The organism is Maribacter polysaccharolyticus (genome assembly GCF_028882255.1).
Lineage (GTDB): Bacteria > Bacteroidota > Bacteroidia > Flavobacteriales > Flavobacteriaceae > Maribacter_A > Maribacter_A polysaccharolyticus.
In genome coordinates, this window is record NZ_JARBUY010000003.1 from 283,611 (window position 1) to 301,520 (window position 17,910).

Consider the following 17,910-nt stretch of genomic DNA (forward strand, 5'->3'; position numbering starts at 1 on the left):
CGTTAAACCCCAAGGGGCTCCCGTACCTTACCCGATTCGTTTTTTCTTGTCCCACTGGACTCAAAATCCAATGCCTAAGCTACAGAAAAACAGCATGTTGCCCTGAATGTTACATTACTTGCATTGATGGTTACATACGTGGTATGCTATTGTGCTCTTGTCGGTTACTTTGGTAGTCACCCTTAAATAATACCGATATGTTACATATAGCACAGGGGAAAACATCCCCAAATGATTGGGTCAACTACCAGAGTTCCAGGGGCGGCATTTATGTGGATGTTGATACCTCCGCAGGGAATTTTACGGCGACCCCGCACTATCTGGTGTCGCTCGAGGGTAAAAGCCATCATTGGTGCGCCAATGGGGCAAATGCAATTTACGATGCCACGCCCACCGGGTTCAGGGTGTACATCAGATGGACGGACGACAATGGCCATTTCGGCGAATTGAACCCTTTAAAGATCGAAACGGCGAAAAGGTATAAATGGCACCTGAAATGGACAGGGATACAACTTTGCAAAGCAAAAGAAACACGTAAAAAGAAAACATCATGAAAACAACAACAACAATTATGGTATTGCTGTTTCTACTTATAGGCAGCCCAACGGCCCAAGCCCAAGATCTGTTGGATGCCCTAAAACAGACTGCTCAGATGCACAATGAACAGAATAATACAGACAATTCGAATGATAGTACAGATGAAATGGAACGAGAAGCAGAAGCATGGTGGAACCAAGAGTTAGACGAAAACGCCGGCATTTTAAATGGTCTGGACGATCCAATTGAAAAATGCATGGCATTGATAATTCTGTGGTCTCATAGTTATCTTAATCTAAAGGAACAGATTAAATCGACAGAAAATTGCAAATTGAAATATGACTTGTATGGAATGCAATTATTACAGCTTACGGCGGGTCAAACTATTATTTATTGCAATGAGAAATTAATGAATCTTACGACGGAAGAAAGCAACATCAAGTCCAAAGATTTTATGAATAATTACTTTGAAAATATGGAGGAGTATGTGAGCATACATCATCATGACGCGGAATTTTCATACAAAGGCTCTGGTAATAAAACGGCATTTGCAAAAATGATAATATGGGTTATGGAAGAAGTGGATTGTTTGAAAAATTGTCATGATCCATGGGAAATAGGCGGCACATTTAAGCAATTGGCGTATGAACTCAATCCGATAAATTTCTCCGTTAAAGTGATAGGCATTGGTGAAGCTATGGAGGCATTAGGTTGTGGGGGTTAAATCTTTAACCAATAAAAAGTTCCATAATCGTATGAAGCACCAGTTCTGAAAAGATGTCTCTTGTTCTTTTGCTTTCTGATGGGCGTTGTTCCCTTTGGCCCACCTAAGTGGTGTTTTTGAGAATGTGAATACCATCAAATTTAGCTTACTGGATTGACAATGGATTTAAAATAAAAAAATAACCATGAAAATAACAAATATAAGATTGCTAGTCCTGTTGCTGATGCTCTTTTACTTGGGTAGTTGCGGCTTTGGCGACACTAAAGAAAAGAAGGTCGCTAAAAACCAAAGCGAAACCACGAGCCATACCACAGAAGATTCCGAGGTGTATCTCGAAGCGGATACATGGCGAAGCTGGGCACCGCCCAAAACCCTTTCGGGTTATACACTTGTACGCTTTGTCACCGATCCCTTTAAATTGGAAGGACTGTCTTCGGCCAATGCACGGTATGAAACAGGTGAAAAATGGATCGATATTCAGCTTATTGACGGCAGCACCGAAAAAGGCAAACGGGAAATGCGGGACCACTTAGGAATCGCCGAGCTTGAGCGCGACCATTCCAACCAATATGGTTATGAAAAGACGTTGGTACGTAACGGTATAAAGGCCAAGGAAAAATATTTGGCCCCACCGGCAGGGCAATACCTGATCAAGTTTATGCTCGAGGAGCAATACGGGGTGTCGGTAAAATCGAACGCCGAAACAGCGGAAGAAATCTGGGCATTCATAGATGCACTTGATTTAAAAGGGTTTAATACCTAGCCGCTATGATTCAAGAAATAGAGGAACTATGAAAAGAAGAAGCGGTTTGGTTTTGCTTTTATTGGTCAGCATGGGTTTAGGCCATGCCCAGTCCTTGACCACCAATGAAACCAAAGTGGTACTGGTCGTCAAGGGTGCATCGGAAGGCATAAGCCAGCTAGCACTTTTCAACACCTTTGAAAAGATGAAAGGAAACGGGATCTTGGAGAAATACCCGAACTGCCTATTCTATATTGGCCTGCTTCGAGGAAGTTATGAATTGAATGATAATGATGTGACACCCCTTATAGGTAGCACTATTATCATGTATACCGACCAGCCTTATTTATCAAGTAATAGGATACTCCAAAGCACTCGGTTTATCCCTGGTGACCAGTTAAGCTTGGGTTCGGGGAGCGCCAAAGTGATATCCAATAAAAAGGGTGAATTAATTCTAGAAACCCAATAAAATGAAACGAACGCATTTTAATCGCTTGAAGCATGGAAAGCAGAACAAACATTCTTGGTACGAGGATGAAAAGTTTACTGAGGTTAACTGGTTATCTAAGGATTTTAATTGGGTTTTTAAGGTCGATCAAATTTTAAAACACAGGAAAATGGAAGAAAAAATGATACTCGGAAAAATAAAAGGCAGTACCATGGTGTTTATTGGTATGGTGGCCGTAGGCATTTATTTAATCGTGATCGCCTTGACCGTTTAATGAAAGCATTCTAAGGCGCAAGGCATGGTATAACGGAGTTTTATAAAAATAAATACATAAGCTTACCCTAATAACCCTAGGCACACTAGATGCTATTATTAAACCAAACAGTATCCTCATTCGTACTTTTTGGTTTATTATTTTATTCAAATTTTCAATAAAAACCAAAACTTTTGAAAAAGGTAGGGATCATAACGTGTGAACCTACATTTCAACATTTTCTGTTAAAAACTTTGTGCTAGAATTCCCATAGCACCCTGAAAATATCGGCTGCAATTTTCCATCTTTGTTAGTTCCAGCGGAAGGATAGCCATCATTTAAACCCATTAACATAACAAAAAAACAGAATTATGCCAGAAGCCATTGAGCCCATTTTACAGGAAAATAAAGACCGCTTTGTAATCTTTCCGATCCAACACCCCGATTTATGGGAGTGGTATAAAAAACAAGAGGCCTGTATATGGACCGCCGAGGAAATAGATCTTCATCAAGATCTTACCGATTGGAACAATAAGCTCAATGCCGATGAAAAGTATTTCATCAAACACATTTTGGCCTTTTTTGCCGCATCCGATGGTATCGTAAATGAGAATTTGGCAGAGAACTTTGTGAATGAAGTACAGTATTCCGAGGCTAAATTCTTCTATGGCTTTCAAATAATGATGGAAAATATTCATTCCGAAACCTATTCCTTGCTGATCGACACCTATGTGAAGGATGAAAAGGAAAAGGACATCTTGTTCAAGGCCATAGAAAACTTTCCGGCTATAAAAAAGAAGGCCGATTGGGCCTTAAAATGGATTGAATCCCCAAGTTTTGCGGAAAGGTTGATTGCCTTTGCCGCCGTAGAAGGCATATTCTTCTCGGGTTCTTTCTGTTCTATCTTCTGGTTAAAGAAAAGGGGCTTGATGCCCGGATTGACCTTTTCGAATGAATTGATTTCAAGGGATGAAGGTATGCATTGTGATTATGCCGTGCATTTGCACAAGAACCATATCCTTAACAAAGTGCCCAAAACTCGGATCAAAGAGATCATTGTGGATGCCTTGAACATTGAACGCGAGTTCATTACCGAGTCCTTGCCGGTAAGTTTGATCGGGATGAACGCGAAGTTGATGACCCAGTACCTTGAGTTCGTAACCGATCGGTTATTGGTGGAACTCGAATGTGATAAGGTTTATAATTCGACCAATCCTTTTGATTTCATGGATATGATTTCGCTTCAAGGAAAAACCAATTTCTTTGAGAAGCGGGTATCGGAATACCAAAAAGCCGGGGTCTTGAACAAGGATAAGGACGAAGACGCACAAAAAATCAGTTTCGACGCCGATTTTTAGGTTGTTTTGATTGGTAACGATGAAAACATCGGTTTTTCACGGGAGTACGGGGTTCTACTAGACCATTGCTTTGGCTTTTTACCTTATACCATTAATTTGTACAACAGTAAATATTAACTATAAACACCTTTAACTAAATGTATGTAATAAAAAGAGACGGAAGAAAGGAAATGGTGATGTTCGATAAGATCACGGCCAGGGTCAGGAAATTGTGTTATGGACTAAATGATTTGGTCGATCCCTTAAAGGTGGCCATGCGTGTTATCGAAGGATTATATGATGGGGTTACCACCTCGGAATTGGATAATCTTGCTGCCGAAATAGCCGCTACCATGACCACCATGCACCCTGACTATGCAAAATTGGCTGCGCGTATTTCTGTCTCTAACCTCCATAAAAATACCAAAAAGTCTTTTTCGGAAACGATGAAGGACCTATACCTGTACGTAAATCCCAGAACGGGCAAAAAAGCGCCCCTGATTTCCGATGAGGTTTTTAAAGTCATTTCGGACAATGCCGAGACCTTGGACTCGATTATTATTTATAACCGGGATTTCGGATATGATTATTTTGGTTTTAAAACCTTGGAGCGTTCGTACTTGCTCAAATTGAACGGACAGATCGTAGAGCGGCCACAGCATATGTTGATGCGTGTTTCCGTGGGGATCCACTTGAATGATCTCGATGCCGTAAAGGAAACTTACGAGTTGATGTCCAAAAAGTATTTTACGCATGCCACTCCGACACTTTTCAATTCAGGAACCCCAAAACCACAGATGTCGTCTTGTTTTCTTCTATCCATGAAAGATGATAGTATCGATGGCATTTATGACACCCTGAAACAAACGGCGAAAATATCGCAATCGGCCGGAGGTATCGGCTTATCCATTCATAATGTCCGGGCGACGGGGTCATATATCGCAGGGACCAATGGTACCTCCAACGGTATCGTACCCATGCTAAGGGTTTTCAACGATACGGCAAGGTACGTAGATCAAGGAGGGGGGAAACGAAAAGGAAGCTTCGCGGTATATATGGAGCCTTGGCATGCCGATATCTTCGAATTCCTTGAATTGAAAAAGAACCATGGAAAGGAAGAAATGCGGGCTCGGGACCTGTTTTATGCCATGTGGATTTCCGACTTGTTCATGAAACGTGTAGAGGCCAACGAAAAATGGACCTTGATGTGCCCCAACGAATGCCCTGGTCTTTTCACTAACCATAGCGAAGCATTTGAAAAATTGTATTTACAATATGAAAATGAGGGAAAAGGTAGAAAAACGGTTAAGGCAAGGGATCTTTGGGAAAAGATATTGGAGTCTCAGATCGAAACCGGTACACCCTATATGTTGTATAAAGATGCCGCGAACCGAAAGAGCAACCAAAAGAACCTGGGTACCATCCGTTCATCCAATTTATGTACCGAGATCATGGAGTACACCTCCCCCGATGAGGTAGCGGTATGTAACCTGGCATCGATCGCACTGCCCATGTTCGTCAAAAACGGGGCATTCGACCATAAGGAGTTATTTCGCGTCACCAAAAGGGTGACCAAGAATTTGAACAAGGTTATCGATAGGAATTATTATCCGGTAAAGGAGGCGGAAAACTCGAATATGAGACATAGGCCCGTTGGTTTGGGGGTCCAGGGATTGGCCGATGCCTTTATCCTATTGCGCATGCCTTTTACCAGTGATGGGGCCAAGAAATTAAATCAAGAGATTTTCGAGACTTTGTATTTTGCTGCCGTAACGGCTTCTGTTGAACTCGCTAAAATCGAAGGTCCGTATTCTTCCTATGAAGGCTCTCCGATTTCACAGGGCGAATTCCAACATAATCTATGGGGAATAAAGGACGAAGAACTTTCAGGACGTTGGGATTGGGGTAAACTACGAAAGGAAGTGGAAAAGCACGGCGTACGCAATTCGTTATTGGTCGCACCTATGCCAACGGCATCCACATCACAGATTTTAGGCAACAACGAATGTTTTGAACCCTATACCTCCAATATATACACCAGAAGGGTGCTTTCCGGGGAGTTTATCGTCGTGAACAAGCATTTGTTGGAAGATCTGGTTGATCTGGGTATGTGGAACGAGAATATGAAACAAGAACTTATGAGGGCCAATGGTTCCATACAGCATATCGAGACCATTCCCCAAGAAATCAGGGATCTCTACAAGACCGTATGGGAACTCAGTATGAAGGATATCATAGATATGAGCCGTCAAAGGGGATACTTCATTGACCAAAGCCAAAGTTTGAACCTGTTTATGGAGAATGCCAATTATTCCAAATTGACCTCCATGCATTTTTATGCTTGGAAAAGTGGTTTGAAAACGGGAATGTATTATCTCAGGACCAAATCTGCCGTGGATGCCATTAAATTTACATTGGACAATAGTGCAAAGAAAGAGGTACCGGTAGAAAGTAAGGTAGAGGTTCCGGTTGTTACGGCCTTGGAATCGGCCAAAAGCCTTAAGGTAGAACCAACCCCTATAGTCCCTCAAAAGGAAGAGATCGACGTTCAGCCCATGACCCCAGAGGAAATGAAAGAAATGATCGCACGGGCCAAGGAAGGCCAGGCAGATGATGACTGCCTCATGTGTGGTTCTTAATGAAGTGTCGAATTTTTCGACAAGCGATAGTGTTTATTGAAAAGAAGACCCTGACGGCCCCGTCAGGGTCTTTTGTTTCCCATGCGATCGGATAAGGTTATAAGTAGCTCTTGGCAACTATGGGTCAGGCTGCGGAAAGGTAGACTTCAAATAGGTGTTTTTTATGTATATACCGGCATAAAATCCGTCGGTATTGTAGCTGTGAATGATGTGGGACAGGGTATTGTAAATTCATCGATGAACGCGAATTGCGGCCAAATTAGGCCATACTATCCCCAATTTATCGTGAATGGCATTTAATTTAAGAGGGTAAAACTTAAATAAATTTTCTACATTTAGATTCCCTCCCAGTAAAAGCGTAATGTTTAACTAACGTAGAATCGAATGAAGGTCTTTTTTAATGATTTGTTGGATTACAATTTTTTTTGCAATAAAAAATTGATTGATGCGTGTAAAAAATCCAATGGTGTCCCGGATAAGAGTTTGGAGCTTTTTAGCCATATCCTCAATGCCCATCATCTATGGAATGCAAGGATTTTATCGAAACCTGCAGCGTATAGTGTATGGCAGTTGCAACCTATTTCAGCTTGGGAGGATATTCATTATGATAATCAAAGAAACTCCTTTGATATAGTGACCCAAACCAATGATTTTGAAAAGCGGATAGATTATGAGAACACCCAAGAGAGGTTGTTTACCAATTCCATACAGGAAATGCTTTTTCATATCATTAATCACTCTACCCACCACAGGGCGCAAATAGCAATGGATTTTCGTGCCAATGGTTTGGAACCCATCAATATGGATTATGCATTTTACAAACGTTAAAAGGGCTTAAATAACACATTCAGTCCATGCCAAAGAAAATCAGACTTGGAATTCTGGGAGGAAGCGGGGATTCATTGATCGGGGTCTTGCATCGGGTGGCCGCGCAGATCAATGACAACTACGAATTGGTGGCGGCCGTTTTCACTTCGAAGTATGAAAAGAATATCGCATTCGCCAAAGCATTGAATATGCCATTGGGGCGTATTTACAGGGATTTTGAATCATTCGTTGAGGCAGAGGGCAAATTACCCGAAAGTGAGCGTATTCAAGTGTGTGCCGTTTTGACCCCCAATTTTTTACATTATCCTATGGCTTTGAAACTGTTGGAGAATGGTTTTCATGTCATCTGTGAAAAACCGATGACCACCACCTTGGCACAGGCCAAAACCCTACAAAGGGCCAATAAGAAAGCCGGGAGCGTTTTTGCCTTGACCCATACGTATACGGGTTACCCAATGGTACGCCAAATGCGTGAAATGATCAAGGGCGGGGTATTGGGAAAGATACACCGGATAGATGCCGTTTATTATCAAGGCTGGGTCAATACCATTGTTCATGATCAAAAGAAACGTGAAACCGTATGGAGGTTAGACCCCGAAAAAGCGGGGATCAGTTCCTGTATGGGCGATATTGGGGTACATGCGTTTAATCTATTGGAATATACCACGGGGTTGAAGGTACGGTCGGTTTTAAGTGATTTCAACTATCTCTATAAAGACAACCCAATGGATGTTGATGGTACGGTATTACTTCGAATGGGAGACCATGTAAAAGGCGTGATACGGGCCAGTCAAATAGCCACAGGGGAGGAAAATGGCTTGGCCATCAGCATTTATGGTGAAAAAGCAGCCTTTCGTTGGGAACAGGAAAATCCGAATTTCCTGTATCTTAAGTCCGATACGCAACCCACACGTATATTCAAGCCCGGCCATGCCTATAATTCTCCGCTTTCTTTGGATGGGACCAAATTACCGCCCGGTCACCCGGAAGGTATTTTCGATGCCATGGCCAATATTTATAAGGGGGTGGCCAGGGCTATCAGAGGAAAGGAATACAATGATGGGGAGTTCCCGGCGATAATGGACGGGGTTCGTGGAATGAATTTCATCGAAGCGACCGTGGCTTCCCATAAAGGGGGGAATATCTGGGTAGCCCTGGAACCTTAAAGGGTTTTGTGAACAAGGCAGCGTTTCAATGTGGGCCTACCCAAAATGCTATCCATTGTATGAATTGTTATCGAACACCTTTTCAAACGTTTCGCATACTACGATCATACTGTTATGCGGTACCTTGCCTAATGGGGCCAGCTCCCGGGTGTAGTATTCCCAGTGTACTTTTTTCCAATAGGCGAGGCTTTTGTCACCTTCCCCTTCCAGTTGTGCATATTCCTCTTCAATACTGAAAAAGGGTTTCAGCTGCACGGCAGTGGTCCTGATAATACATTGTGCCTTTCCGTCCCAATCGGTCACTACGGTAAAATCACCGATCTTTGGTAAAGGCTCTTTGCGGGATTGCAAACCCAAAAGCGAATGGGACGTAGCCATTTTAATTCCATTTTTGATCAATTTTACGCATTCGTTGGCATCCTTTTCGTTATCGCAAAAATGAACGGTCTTAGGAGCCTCGGCGAATGCATCTTCAATATGTTTGTCTAAATAATCGCCCCACATATTACGGGCTGATGCGTTATCCATGTTTGTAATGCTAGTTTAATTCCTTCACAGTATTGAAAAATCCGAATTTATTATAAAACGTAAAAGCGATAGATTTAGTACGGCACCGTCCCCCAATGCTGTAAATTTCGTATCCGGTGTAAAACAAACCGGTTTTTGTCAAGACCCGTCTCAAATCCAATAGCCATCTACAATAAAATAGGTGCCTTAAATGTGAAACCGCATTCCCTTGTATTGGGCTTTTTTGGACTGGATTCCTTAGATACGACCGCCGTTTTTCAACGTAATAAATATAGGGTTTATTCTTTGATATTGGCCATACGATCCATAGTGGTTGAAAAGGTTTCATGCCCACCTCAACTACTTATCCCAATTGGGGAGGTGGGCTTCTTATGGAAGGGTCTGCCCATGATGGCATGGTATACATCCTTTTAAAGGCGTTTAAGCCCTTTTCGAACACAGCTTGAATATTGGGGTGGTGAAGCGGGTTTGAAGCATACTGCCGCTTTTTACAACGTACAATTGCTTACCTTTGCAGGAAATAAAAAACACTCCATGATTCAATCCATGACGGGATTTGGGAAGCATACCATACAGCTCCCCGCGAAAAAGGTAACTGTTGAATTGAAATCGCTCAACAGCAAGAGCCTTGATTTAAATGCTAGGATGCCATCTGCTTATAGGGCTAAAGAATTGGAATTACGTAAAGTAATCGCAAAATCGTTGGTCCGTGGTAAGGTGGATTTTGGGTTGTATGTCGAGTATACGGGAGATGAGACTTCCGCCCAGGTAAATGAGGGGGTCGTACGGCAATATATGAGGCAATTAAAGTCGATTGCCGATGGGGAAGACCTTAAGTTGTTGGAAATGGCGTTGCGATTGCCGGATGCGATGAAGACCGAAAGGGAAGACATCGATGAAGAGGAGTATAAGGTGATACAGTCGGCACTGAAGGAAGCTTTGGTCGAGATAAATAATTTTAGGTCGGAAGAAGGTTCGGTGTTGGAAATCGATTTTTTACAACGGATAAAAAATCTCGAAGCGCTGCTCGAGCAGGTAAAGGCCATAGACCCCGAAAGACAGGCAACGATCCGGGGACGTTTGGAGAAAGCGGTTTCGGACTTAAAGACGGAAGTCGATGAAAACCGCTTTGAACAAGAGCTGATCTACTATTTGGAAAAGTATGATATTACCGAGGAAAAGGTACGGTTGGCCAATCACTTGGATTATTTTTCCAAGACCATAAAATCATCCGATAGCAATGGCAAAAAGTTGGGGTTCATCAGTCAGGAGATAGGACGGGAGATCAACACCATTGGTTCAAAAGCCAATTTTGCACCTTTGCAAAAACTGGTCGTGCAAATGAAGGATGAACTCGAAAAAATAAAGGAGCAAATGCTTAATGTTTTATAATGGAAGGAGGCAAATTAATAATATTTTCCGCACCATCGGGAAGCGGAAAAACCACTATCGTAAGGTATCTGTTAAACCAACCTGAATTGAATCTCGCATTTTCGGTTTCGGCAACGTCAAGACCAAGAAGGGGTAAGGAGGTAAACGGGGAACACTATTATTTTATGACCGTATCCGAATTCAAGAAACACATAAAAAATGAAGATTTTCTTGAATGGGAAGAGGTGTATCGGGACAATTTCTATGGCACCTTAAAAACGGAGGTCGAACGCCTTTGGGCCCAAGGAAAGAACGTCATCTTCGATATCGATGTTGTGGGTGGACTGCGGATCAAGAATAAATATCCCGAAGAAACGTTGGCCGTGTTCGTTAAACCCCCGAGTGTCGATGAACTTAAGATACGATTGAAAAAGCGTAGTACCGAAAGCGATAATAAAATCAATATGCGTATTGCCAAGGCCTCGGTAGAATTGGCGACAGCACCACAATTCGACAAGATCATCAAGAATTACGATCTGGATACCGCCTTGAAGGAGGCACATCAATTGGTTGCCGATTTCGTGGGTGTTTCAGTAGGGTCAAAGGAAGATTGAGAATGAAAAGGATCGGACTGTTCTTCGGTACGTTCAACCCAATACATATTGGCCATTTGGTTATTGCCAACCACATGGTGGAGTTCTCCGATTTGGATGAGGTCTGGTTTGTCATTACCCCAATGAGTCCGTTCAAGGTAAAGAAAACATTGCTCGACAACCACCATAGATACCAAATGGTTTACGAGGCGACGAAAGAGTACCCCAAACTAAAACCCAGTAAGATCGAATTCGATCTTCCACAACCGAATTATACCGTAAATACCTTGGCGTATTTGGGCGAGCAATATGGCAAGGGCCACGATTTTTCCTTGATTATGGGGGAGGATAACCTCAAAAGTTTCCATAAATGGAAAAATTATGGGGTCATTTTGGAAAATTATTCCATTTATGTGTATCCCAGGGTTTCCCAAGGCGTTGTGGACCATCAGTTTAAAGAACATCCACGTATAAAGCGTGTGGCTGCACCCATCATGGAAATTTCATCGACTTTTATTCGGAGTAACCATAAGGAGGGGAAGAACATAAAACCGTTATTGCCCCATGAAGTATGGCGCTATATGGATGAAATGAATTTTTATCGTTAGAAAATTAAAAAAGCCCCCTTTTTAAAGAGGGCCTTTTTTTACCAACCGGGTTTTATAGGAAATTCCCGTTGTCATCTACTTTGACGCGCATTGTCTTGTCCCCATTTTTAAGTTTTACCTTATAGCTTTTTGTAGCACCACTTCTTTGGTTATAGGTTACTTTATACACATCGTTCGATACTTCCCATTGAGGGAATCTTTCGGCAATGGCATTCCTGACCGCAGACGGAAGTTTAATATCCTCAAATCTTTCAATGGTCCTGATTATTTCGCCTTCAGGGTTATAGGCGGCAACTATTTTTCCCTCGGGAATAAAGAAGGATACATAGTAAATGTCAAAATCATCCTGATAAAAATCGGAATCCTCTACATTGTACGCTGCGGCTTTTCGCTCAAGCATTTGGACCGGAATCGCAACTTCCTTGGAGTCAATGGCATTAAGGTATTTATAATTTACGGCCGTTACCACGACTTCCGATAATTGTTCAACTTTCGGTATGGGCTGTTGGGCAAATAATGGGCTGGCCAGCCCTAGAACAAATAAACCAATAATAAATTTTTTCATGATTCAAGATTTTAAGATTATAGATTAATGGACTGGATGTTCCTATCCAGAATCTAAAAGTATAGGTGTAATCCCCCTTTCACAATGACCCAAGTCATTCATTTAGAGTGGGTTTGGTTTTGGAGTGGAAAGGGTAATGGTCTTTTGGTGTTGGCTACACGTAAAAGGTCAGGTAAGATAAATCGGTTCGAATGCACCGAAAATTGACAATAAACACTGTAAAAGGCAGCTATGGAAGGGCTTCGGCTTTTGTAAGTATATCCGTTCCCAATAATTTGTCATCACTATTGGTGTACCAAGTCCTTCTTTTGGGCATCTTTATACTGGCTACATTTTCCAGATCTTCCAATACGATATATTCACCATCGTTTTTGGATTCATCGTGATAAAATTGATAAACTTCCATGGCGAAGGTGATGGGGTCAAAATAAAAATACCAAGTATCGCTACCCACACTTTCCTCATAAGTTACTTTCAATACAAGGTATTCCTTGCCTTTAAAGGTTTTAGTCTGCACAATGGGGTCCAAAATGGTACCTGGGTCCCTTAATTTCATTGGCAACCCATAGAGATAGGTGTAATAGTCCTTCATCTTAAGCGCTTGGTCGCAGGTCAATCGGTAGGTTTGGGCATCCGCATCGGATATTGAAGTTTCCCCATTCAACTTAAGCGTGCAATCCTTTTTTTTCACGATATATTCAAGGACCGTATCGTCTTTAAAGCTCGTGGACTTAAAGTATTCGTTGGGCTGATCGATTTCTATTTCGCTTTGTCGTTCCTTCCCATCGGCATATGCCAAAGTGATGAAAAGTTTTCCTTCAAACACGTCCCAAAGTTGGTTGGGATCGTGGTAAGCAATGGCCTTATCCAATAATTGCGTAGGCGATGGCTCTTGGCTTAACAAGGGCAAGATACCGACCATCATAAAAATTGTGAGGAATGGACTTTTCATAACTTTGGTATTTGGACGTTAGTAAAAAGGGATAAAATAACCGATTCCAAGGAGTCTTGGGAAAAGGATTTCCTGTTGATTTGTCAGAAACCGTTCTTCCAACCCATTGTAATTCGATCCTAATTTAGGCTTTTTACTTGGAGTCAGAAAGTACTTTCTTCAAGTCTGGCAGGTTTTACCCGGCTATCGTGCTCATGATAATAGGATTCCATAAGGTTTATGGTACTCTTCATAAGGTCTTTGGTTTCCAAAAGCAGGGAAAAATATAAGGTGGTATTTTTAGGACTCGATTCCTCGGTTCGGGTTCTGGCAACCTGTTTTTGGGTTTTATCGGCAACCATCTCAAAGAGATATTGTTTGTTTTCGAGAAGGAGGCCTATCTTCTCAAAGGATTGGGTATCAAAGGCTTCTTTTGTATTGTTCAACAACGTTTCCAATTCCTTGTCAATTTGTTTCAATTCCTTGATTTGGTTGTATTTCAGTTTGCTATGGTTGTTATGTACATGCTTATGGCAAATCTTGGCAATATAGTCGAGCGATTGGGTAATATCGGTTAAATTGCCTAAAATGGCAATATAAAAGTTACTGGCCCTTACACTGGTGTCGTCTAGGTTTTTAATAAAGAAGAAAAGATTATCCCGAAGGTCATCAATTTCTTTCGCTAACTTAGCGACCTGTTTTTTATTCTTTTTCAATAAATCAAGATCTTGGCGGGCCAAGCCATTGATAGCGTTGGTATAGATTCTATTGGTACGTTTGATTACATTGGCAATATTGTGGGCACTTTCTTCGATAACCCCTTGTATAGAGCTACTCTCGGCTTTTCTCAAACTATCTTCAGCACGGATTTCCTTTGTTTTTTTCTGATAGGAAATGTAACTTTTCAACAGTAATAGAATGGCGGCAAATAATAAAACGGCCAATGCGGTACTTTTTCCATAATTCAAAATGGTCAAAATGGCTCCGGAGGCGACAAAAGCAATAATCGCCGTACCGAACCAACCCCCGATAACATTCAATACCCCAGCAACCCTATATACGGCAATTTCCGGTCCCCAGGCCCTATCGGCCAAAGATGTGCCCATGGCGACCATGAAGGTAACATAGGTGGTAGATAAAGGAAGTTTGTACGAGGTGGCTATGGAAATCAAAATACCGGCTACCATTAAGTTCACGGCTGCACGAACCATGTCAAAAGCAGGTAATTCGCGCGCTTTTTCCTTGGAAAGGTGTAAGGTGGGTTTTCGAAATCGGGCATCTACTTTTTTTCGTAACGATTTAGGGGCAAGCAATGTTACCTGTGATATTAACATGGTCAATCGTACAATACCCCGTGAAAGGACATTGGGCTGAAAACGTTCATTGGACTCGCCTTCCCTAGATAGGTTTATTTCCGTATCGGCCACATGGCGTGCTTTTTTCGAAAACCACAAGGTAGCGACCATGACCATTCCTGAAATGAAAAGCAATAAGGTCGGGGTAGGTACCTTGGTAGCAAGTACCGACATACTGAAATCGGTGGCAGCCGTGCCGGATGCCATCCAGGCTTCATAGGATTGGAATGCAGCAATCGGGACTCCGATGAAATTCACCAAATCATTTCCTGCAAAGGCCAAGGCCAGGGCAAAAGTGCCTACGCCAATGATCAGTTTGTAAATATTGACTTTGATTGCCGTCATTAAAAAATAGGACAAAACCGACCACAACAGTAAATTGATACCCATCAGAAACCAAACCTTTTGTTCCAAAAAATGACTAATGGTCATGCCTCCGATCAAATCAAAGGACTGATCGGCATATGAAGTTCCTTTGATCCCCTTCATTAAAATGAAATAGGTAATGGCAGAAAGGGCTATACCCCCAAAGAGGGCACCTACCCATTTGGCTTTTTTCTCAAAATCGTACGACAATAAAAGGCGGGTAACCCATTGCACTATGGCCCCGATGGAAAATGCCACAACAACGGATAGGAGTATTCCAAGAATGATTTCCAAGGCCTTTGAGGTGTTTATGTAATCCAGGACCGTTGAGAAATCGCCCCCAGCAGTCCATATTTTGATCATGGACATGGCAACAGCGGCCCCCAAAAGTTCAAATACGATCGAAACGGTCGTAGAGGTGGGCATTCCCATGGTATTGAAGAAATCCAATAAAAGAATATCGGTGATCATCACGGCCATGAAAATGAACATGATTTCATCGAACATGAATTCACTAGGGTTGAAAATACCCTTTCTGGCCACCTCCATCATTCCGCTTGAGAATATCGCGCCCAAGGCAATACCGATGCTGGCGACCACCATTATGGTCCTAAACGAAATGGCTTTGGAACCTATTGCGGAATTCAAAAAATTAACTGCGTCATTACTGACTCCCACCACTAAATCGGCAATGGCCAAGAAAGCCAATGCAATGATCATTAGAAGGTAAATATTATCCATAAATACGTATTCTGAAAAACATGCAAACCTACTTTAAATATTGATAGGGAATGTGATCATAATGTTATGAATTACAGTCGGTTCGGTATTTTAATGTTTTTGACGATTTCCCATTTATTTGTTTGGGGGGGTTGTTTTTTTGATGGATATTGAAATAGATCGTCGATAGAATGGTGATTTTTAACATATTTTAACATTTTATGACAATCGAAGGGATAAAATGGAATTAACGTTATATTTACAATAGGGTAATATAGGCGTTTAAAATTCGCTGATTTTATTTGGATTTTCCATTGACTTCGGGAAATTGAAGCATCGTGGGATTTCTTTTTGACCAAAGATCGAATTCCTTGGTTTTTTAAAATGTAAAAATGAAACGGGCATGGGGCTGTTTAAAAACTTGATATTTTATCTCTTTCTGGTGGTATTGGCCGTTCTGCTATTGGTCAATTCCAATTTGAAGACCATTGGGGCCGGGGTGGCCATCTTGTTGTTCGGAATGATCATGTTGGAAGAGGGCTTTAGGGTTTTTACCAAGGGGCCATTACAGAATCTATTGAAAAAAGCTACCCATTCGCTATATAAAAGTATCGGGGTGGGCGCTTTGGTAACGGCCTTGATCCAATCCAGTTCCTTGGTTTCGGTTATTACGATATCGTTCATCAGTGCGGGGTTGATCGGGCTTTCGGGCGGTATCGGATTGGTTTTCGGTGCCAATATAGGGACTACGGCAACGGCTTGGCTGGTTGCTATTTCGGGGTTGAATGTCGAAATTTCGGGATTGGCGATGCCCATGTTGGTATTCGGGGTCGTATTGTCGTTTCAAAAAAAAGCAACTTTAAAGGGCATCGGTCAAGTGCTGGCAGGACTGGGATTCTTCTTTCTAGGGATCCATTACATGAAAGAGGGTTTCGATGTTTTTAAGAGCTATATCGACTTGACGCAATTTGCGATACCCGGTTTTTGGGGCGTTATAGTGTACACAGGGTTGGGGATAGTGGTCACCACCATCCTTCAATCCAGCAGTGCCACCTTAGCCCTTATACTAACTGCTTTGGCTGCTGGCCAGATCGAATATGAGAACGCATTGGCCTTGGGCATTGGGGCAAATGTGGGCACGACCATTACGGCCGTATTGGGATCGTTGGGATCCAATGTCGCGGGTAGACGATTGGCCGGGGCACATTTTATTTTCAATGTCGTGACCGGTTTGGTGGCCTTGGTGTTTATTTATCCCTTGGCCTCCTTAGTGAATGTATTGTCGGGGGTAATGGGAATCGCAGCTACGGATTATACTTTGAAATTGGCACTTTTCCATACCATTTTCAATGTTTTGGGAGTTTTGATCATGATTCCCTTCATAAAGAGACTAGAAGGCTTTTTAAAGGTCTTTATTAAAGAAAGGGTTGGTAAGGATATCGACGAACCCAAATTCTTGAACAAAGCGGTCTTGCAATTTCCTTCCGGGGTCATCTTATCACTCATGAAAGAGGCAAAATATCTATATGAAAATGCGGTATTTGAAATTGTTGCCCATGGCCTTAATATTCGTCGGGAAGATATCATATCGAGCATTGCGGTAAAGGAGGTCGTTAAGCAATCCAAGAAGGATTTTGGGGTCGATGTAAGGGAGTTGTATTCAAGTAAGGTAAAGACCATTTATGGGGAAATCATCAGGTATGCCACAACAGCCCAGAGTGAATTGAAAATGACCAAAATGCAGAATACCCGTTTATCCGAGATACGGATCGCAAGTCGGAAAATGGTGGAGATCATCGAGGGTGTACGTGAATTGGGTCGAAATGTTGCTTATTATCTAAATTCCGATAATGAGCACATGAGTAAGGAATATGATAGGTTCAGGAAGAAAATAATCAAGGTTTTACGGGTCATTTTTTTGTTTAGGACCGAAATGGATCGGGAAAAGCATTATTCGAAATTAATCGTGCTTAAGGAGGAGGCTAGAAAAGGGAAGCATCAAAGTACAAAATCGATAGATAAATTGATTCGGAACGATATGATTACCGTTGATATGGCCTCTTCTTTGGTCAATGACAACGACCATGTAAATGATATCGTTAAAAAATTGATCGAAGTAGCGGAGTTGTTATATGGGGAAACGGATTCCTTGCTGGTCGAAGGAAACTAAAAAGAGGCACTTTTTTAAGTGCCTCTTTT

General features: G+C 42.0%; 17 protein-coding genes. 13 read left to right on the top strand and 4 right to left on the bottom strand.

From position 1 onward, the window contains the following. Positions 1 to 197 precede the first annotated feature (197 nt). From PHU20_RS10845 to PHU20_RS10885, 9 genes are all read left to right on the top strand, one after another. Positions 198 to 554, top strand: a complete 357-nt coding sequence (locus PHU20_RS10845; RefSeq protein WP_188313594.1) for a hypothetical protein — start codon at positions 198 to 200, stop codon at positions 552 to 554. Then, the gene (locus tag PHU20_RS10850; protein ID WP_274825393.1) at positions 551 to 1,261 is read left to right on the top strand and encodes a hypothetical protein; all 711 of its coding nucleotides are present in this window, start codon (positions 551 to 553) and stop codon (positions 1,259 to 1,261) included. The genes PHU20_RS10845 and PHU20_RS10850 overlap by 4 nt, the downstream gene beginning before the upstream one ends. Before the next feature lie 184 nt (positions 1,262 to 1,445). Then, entirely contained in the window at positions 1,446 to 2,024 is a 579-nt protein-coding gene (locus PHU20_RS10855) for a hypothetical protein (RefSeq protein WP_274825394.1), read from the top strand. A gap of 28 nt (positions 2,025 to 2,052) precedes the next feature. Further along, a complete protein-coding gene (locus PHU20_RS10860) occupies positions 2,053 to 2,472 on the top strand; it encodes a hypothetical protein (RefSeq protein ID WP_274825395.1) in 420 nt (139 codons plus the stop codon). A 1-nt stretch (position 2,473) separates the two neighbouring features. After that, on the top strand, positions 2,474 to 2,725 hold the full coding sequence (locus tag PHU20_RS10865; protein WP_274825396.1) for a hypothetical protein: 252 nt from the start codon (positions 2,474 to 2,476) through the stop codon (positions 2,723 to 2,725). Between the two features lie 350 nt (positions 2,726 to 3,075). Next, positions 3,076 to 4,062 carry a ribonucleotide-diphosphate reductase subunit beta gene (locus PHU20_RS10870; protein WP_274825397.1) on the top strand — a complete coding sequence of 329 codons (987 nt, stop codon included), beginning with the start codon at positions 3,076 to 3,078 and terminating at the stop codon, positions 4,060 to 4,062. 137 nt (positions 4,063 to 4,199) lie between these two features. After that, positions 4,200 to 6,680, top strand: a complete 2,481-nt coding sequence (locus PHU20_RS10875; RefSeq protein WP_274825398.1) for a ribonucleoside-diphosphate reductase subunit alpha — start codon at positions 4,200 to 4,202, stop codon at positions 6,678 to 6,680. 384 nt (positions 6,681 to 7,064) lie between these two features. Beyond that, positions 7,065 to 7,508, top strand: coding sequence for a DinB family protein (locus PHU20_RS10880; RefSeq protein ID WP_274825399.1), 444 nt, complete (start codon positions 7,065 to 7,067; stop codon positions 7,506 to 7,508). A gap of 26 nt (positions 7,509 to 7,534) precedes the next feature. Further along, positions 7,535 to 8,674 (top strand): Gfo/Idh/MocA family protein, encoded by a 1,140-nt coding sequence (locus PHU20_RS10885; RefSeq protein WP_274825400.1) that lies wholly within the window; start codon positions 7,535 to 7,537, stop codon positions 8,672 to 8,674. 48 nt (positions 8,675 to 8,722) lie between these two features. Here PHU20_RS10885 and PHU20_RS10890 read toward each other — a convergent pair whose 3' ends face one another. Then, positions 8,723 to 9,202, bottom strand: a complete 480-nt coding sequence (locus tag PHU20_RS10890; RefSeq protein WP_274825401.1) for an ASCH domain-containing protein — start codon at positions 9,200 to 9,202, stop codon at positions 8,723 to 8,725. A 534-nt stretch (positions 9,203 to 9,736) separates the two neighbouring features. Here PHU20_RS10890 and PHU20_RS10895 point away from each other — a divergent pair. From PHU20_RS10895 to nadD, 3 genes are read left to right on the top strand one after another with little or no spacing between them, the layout of a single operon-like run. Then, on the top strand, positions 9,737 to 10,594 hold the full coding sequence (locus tag PHU20_RS10895) for a YicC/YloC family endoribonuclease (protein WP_274825402.1): 858 nt from the start codon (positions 9,737 to 9,739) through the stop codon (positions 10,592 to 10,594). After that, positions 10,594 to 11,187: a guanylate kinase gene (gene gmk / locus PHU20_RS10900; RefSeq protein ID WP_274825403.1), complete on the top strand. Its 594-nt coding sequence runs from the start codon at positions 10,594 to 10,596 to the stop codon at positions 11,185 to 11,187. Before PHU20_RS10895 ends, gmk begins: the two co-directional genes overlap by 1 nt. Before the next feature lie 2 nt (positions 11,188 to 11,189). Next, complete coding sequence (gene nadD / locus PHU20_RS10905; protein WP_274825404.1) at positions 11,190 to 11,774, top strand: nicotinate (nicotinamide) nucleotide adenylyltransferase; 585 nt, start codon at positions 11,190 to 11,192, stop codon at positions 11,772 to 11,774. 52 nt (positions 11,775 to 11,826) lie between these two features. Here nadD and PHU20_RS10910 read toward each other — a convergent pair whose 3' ends face one another. From PHU20_RS10910 to PHU20_RS10920, 3 genes are all read right to left on the bottom strand, one after another. After that, on the bottom strand, positions 11,827 to 12,339 hold the full coding sequence (locus PHU20_RS10910) for a PepSY-like domain-containing protein (protein WP_274825405.1): 513 nt from the start codon (positions 12,337 to 12,339) through the stop codon (positions 11,827 to 11,829). 229 nt (positions 12,340 to 12,568) lie between these two features. Next, complete coding sequence (locus PHU20_RS10915; protein WP_274825406.1) at positions 12,569 to 13,291, bottom strand: DUF6503 family protein; 723 nt, start codon at positions 13,289 to 13,291, stop codon at positions 12,569 to 12,571. A gap of 143 nt (positions 13,292 to 13,434) precedes the next feature. Continuing rightward, positions 13,435 to 15,732 carry an inorganic phosphate transporter gene (locus PHU20_RS10920; protein ID WP_274825407.1) on the bottom strand — a complete coding sequence of 766 codons (2,298 nt, stop codon included), beginning with the start codon at positions 15,730 to 15,732 and terminating at the stop codon, positions 13,435 to 13,437. Between the two features lie 382 nt (positions 15,733 to 16,114). On the opposite strand from PHU20_RS10920, the gene PHU20_RS10925 reads away from it, so the two are divergent. Beyond that, positions 16,115 to 17,881: a Na/Pi cotransporter family protein gene (locus PHU20_RS10925; protein WP_274825408.1), complete on the top strand. Its 1,767-nt coding sequence runs from the start codon at positions 16,115 to 16,117 to the stop codon at positions 17,879 to 17,881. The last annotated feature ends 29 nt before the right edge of the window (positions 17,882 to 17,910 follow it).

Excerpts from the sequence above, each read along its gene's own strand:
- PHU20_RS10845 (WP_188313594.1), top strand. The coding sequence starts at position 198 with ATGTTACATATAGCACAGGGGAAAACATCCCCAAATGATTGGGTCAAC.
- PHU20_RS10850 (WP_274825393.1), top strand. The coding sequence starts at position 551 with ATGAAAACAACAACAACAATTATGGTATTGCTGTTTCTACTTATAGGC.
- PHU20_RS10855 (WP_274825394.1), top strand. The coding sequence starts at position 1,446 with ATGAAAATAACAAATATAAGATTGCTAGTCCTGTTGCTGATGCTCTTT.
- PHU20_RS10860 (WP_274825395.1), top strand. The coding sequence starts at position 2,053 with ATGAAAAGAAGAAGCGGTTTGGTTTTGCTTTTATTGGTCAGCATGGGT.
- PHU20_RS10865 (WP_274825396.1), top strand. The coding sequence starts at position 2,474 with ATGAAACGAACGCATTTTAATCGCTTGAAGCATGGAAAGCAGAACAAA.
- PHU20_RS10870 (WP_274825397.1), top strand. The coding sequence starts at position 3,076 with ATGCCAGAAGCCATTGAGCCCATTTTACAGGAAAATAAAGACCGCTTT.
- PHU20_RS10875 (WP_274825398.1), top strand. The coding sequence starts at position 4,200 with ATGTATGTAATAAAAAGAGACGGAAGAAAGGAAATGGTGATGTTCGAT.
- PHU20_RS10880 (WP_274825399.1), top strand. The coding sequence starts at position 7,065 with ATGAAGGTCTTTTTTAATGATTTGTTGGATTACAATTTTTTTTGCAAT.
- PHU20_RS10885 (WP_274825400.1), top strand. The coding sequence starts at position 7,535 with ATGCCAAAGAAAATCAGACTTGGAATTCTGGGAGGAAGCGGGGATTCA.
- PHU20_RS10890 (WP_274825401.1), bottom strand. The coding sequence starts at position 9,202 with ATGGATAACGCATCAGCCCGTAATATGTGGGGCGATTATTTAGACAAA.
- PHU20_RS10895 (WP_274825402.1), top strand. The coding sequence starts at position 9,737 with ATGATTCAATCCATGACGGGATTTGGGAAGCATACCATACAGCTCCCC.
- gmk (WP_274825403.1), top strand. The coding sequence starts at position 10,594 with ATGGAAGGAGGCAAATTAATAATATTTTCCGCACCATCGGGAAGCGGA.
- nadD (WP_274825404.1), top strand. The coding sequence starts at position 11,190 with ATGAAAAGGATCGGACTGTTCTTCGGTACGTTCAACCCAATACATATT.
- PHU20_RS10910 (WP_274825405.1), bottom strand. The coding sequence starts at position 12,339 with ATGAAAAAATTTATTATTGGTTTATTTGTTCTAGGGCTGGCCAGCCCA.
- PHU20_RS10915 (WP_274825406.1), bottom strand. The coding sequence starts at position 13,291 with ATGAAAAGTCCATTCCTCACAATTTTTATGATGGTCGGTATCTTGCCC.
- PHU20_RS10920 (WP_274825407.1), bottom strand. The coding sequence starts at position 15,732 with ATGGATAATATTTACCTTCTAATGATCATTGCATTGGCTTTCTTGGCC.
- PHU20_RS10925 (WP_274825408.1), top strand. The coding sequence starts at position 16,115 with ATGGGGCTGTTTAAAAACTTGATATTTTATCTCTTTCTGGTGGTATTG.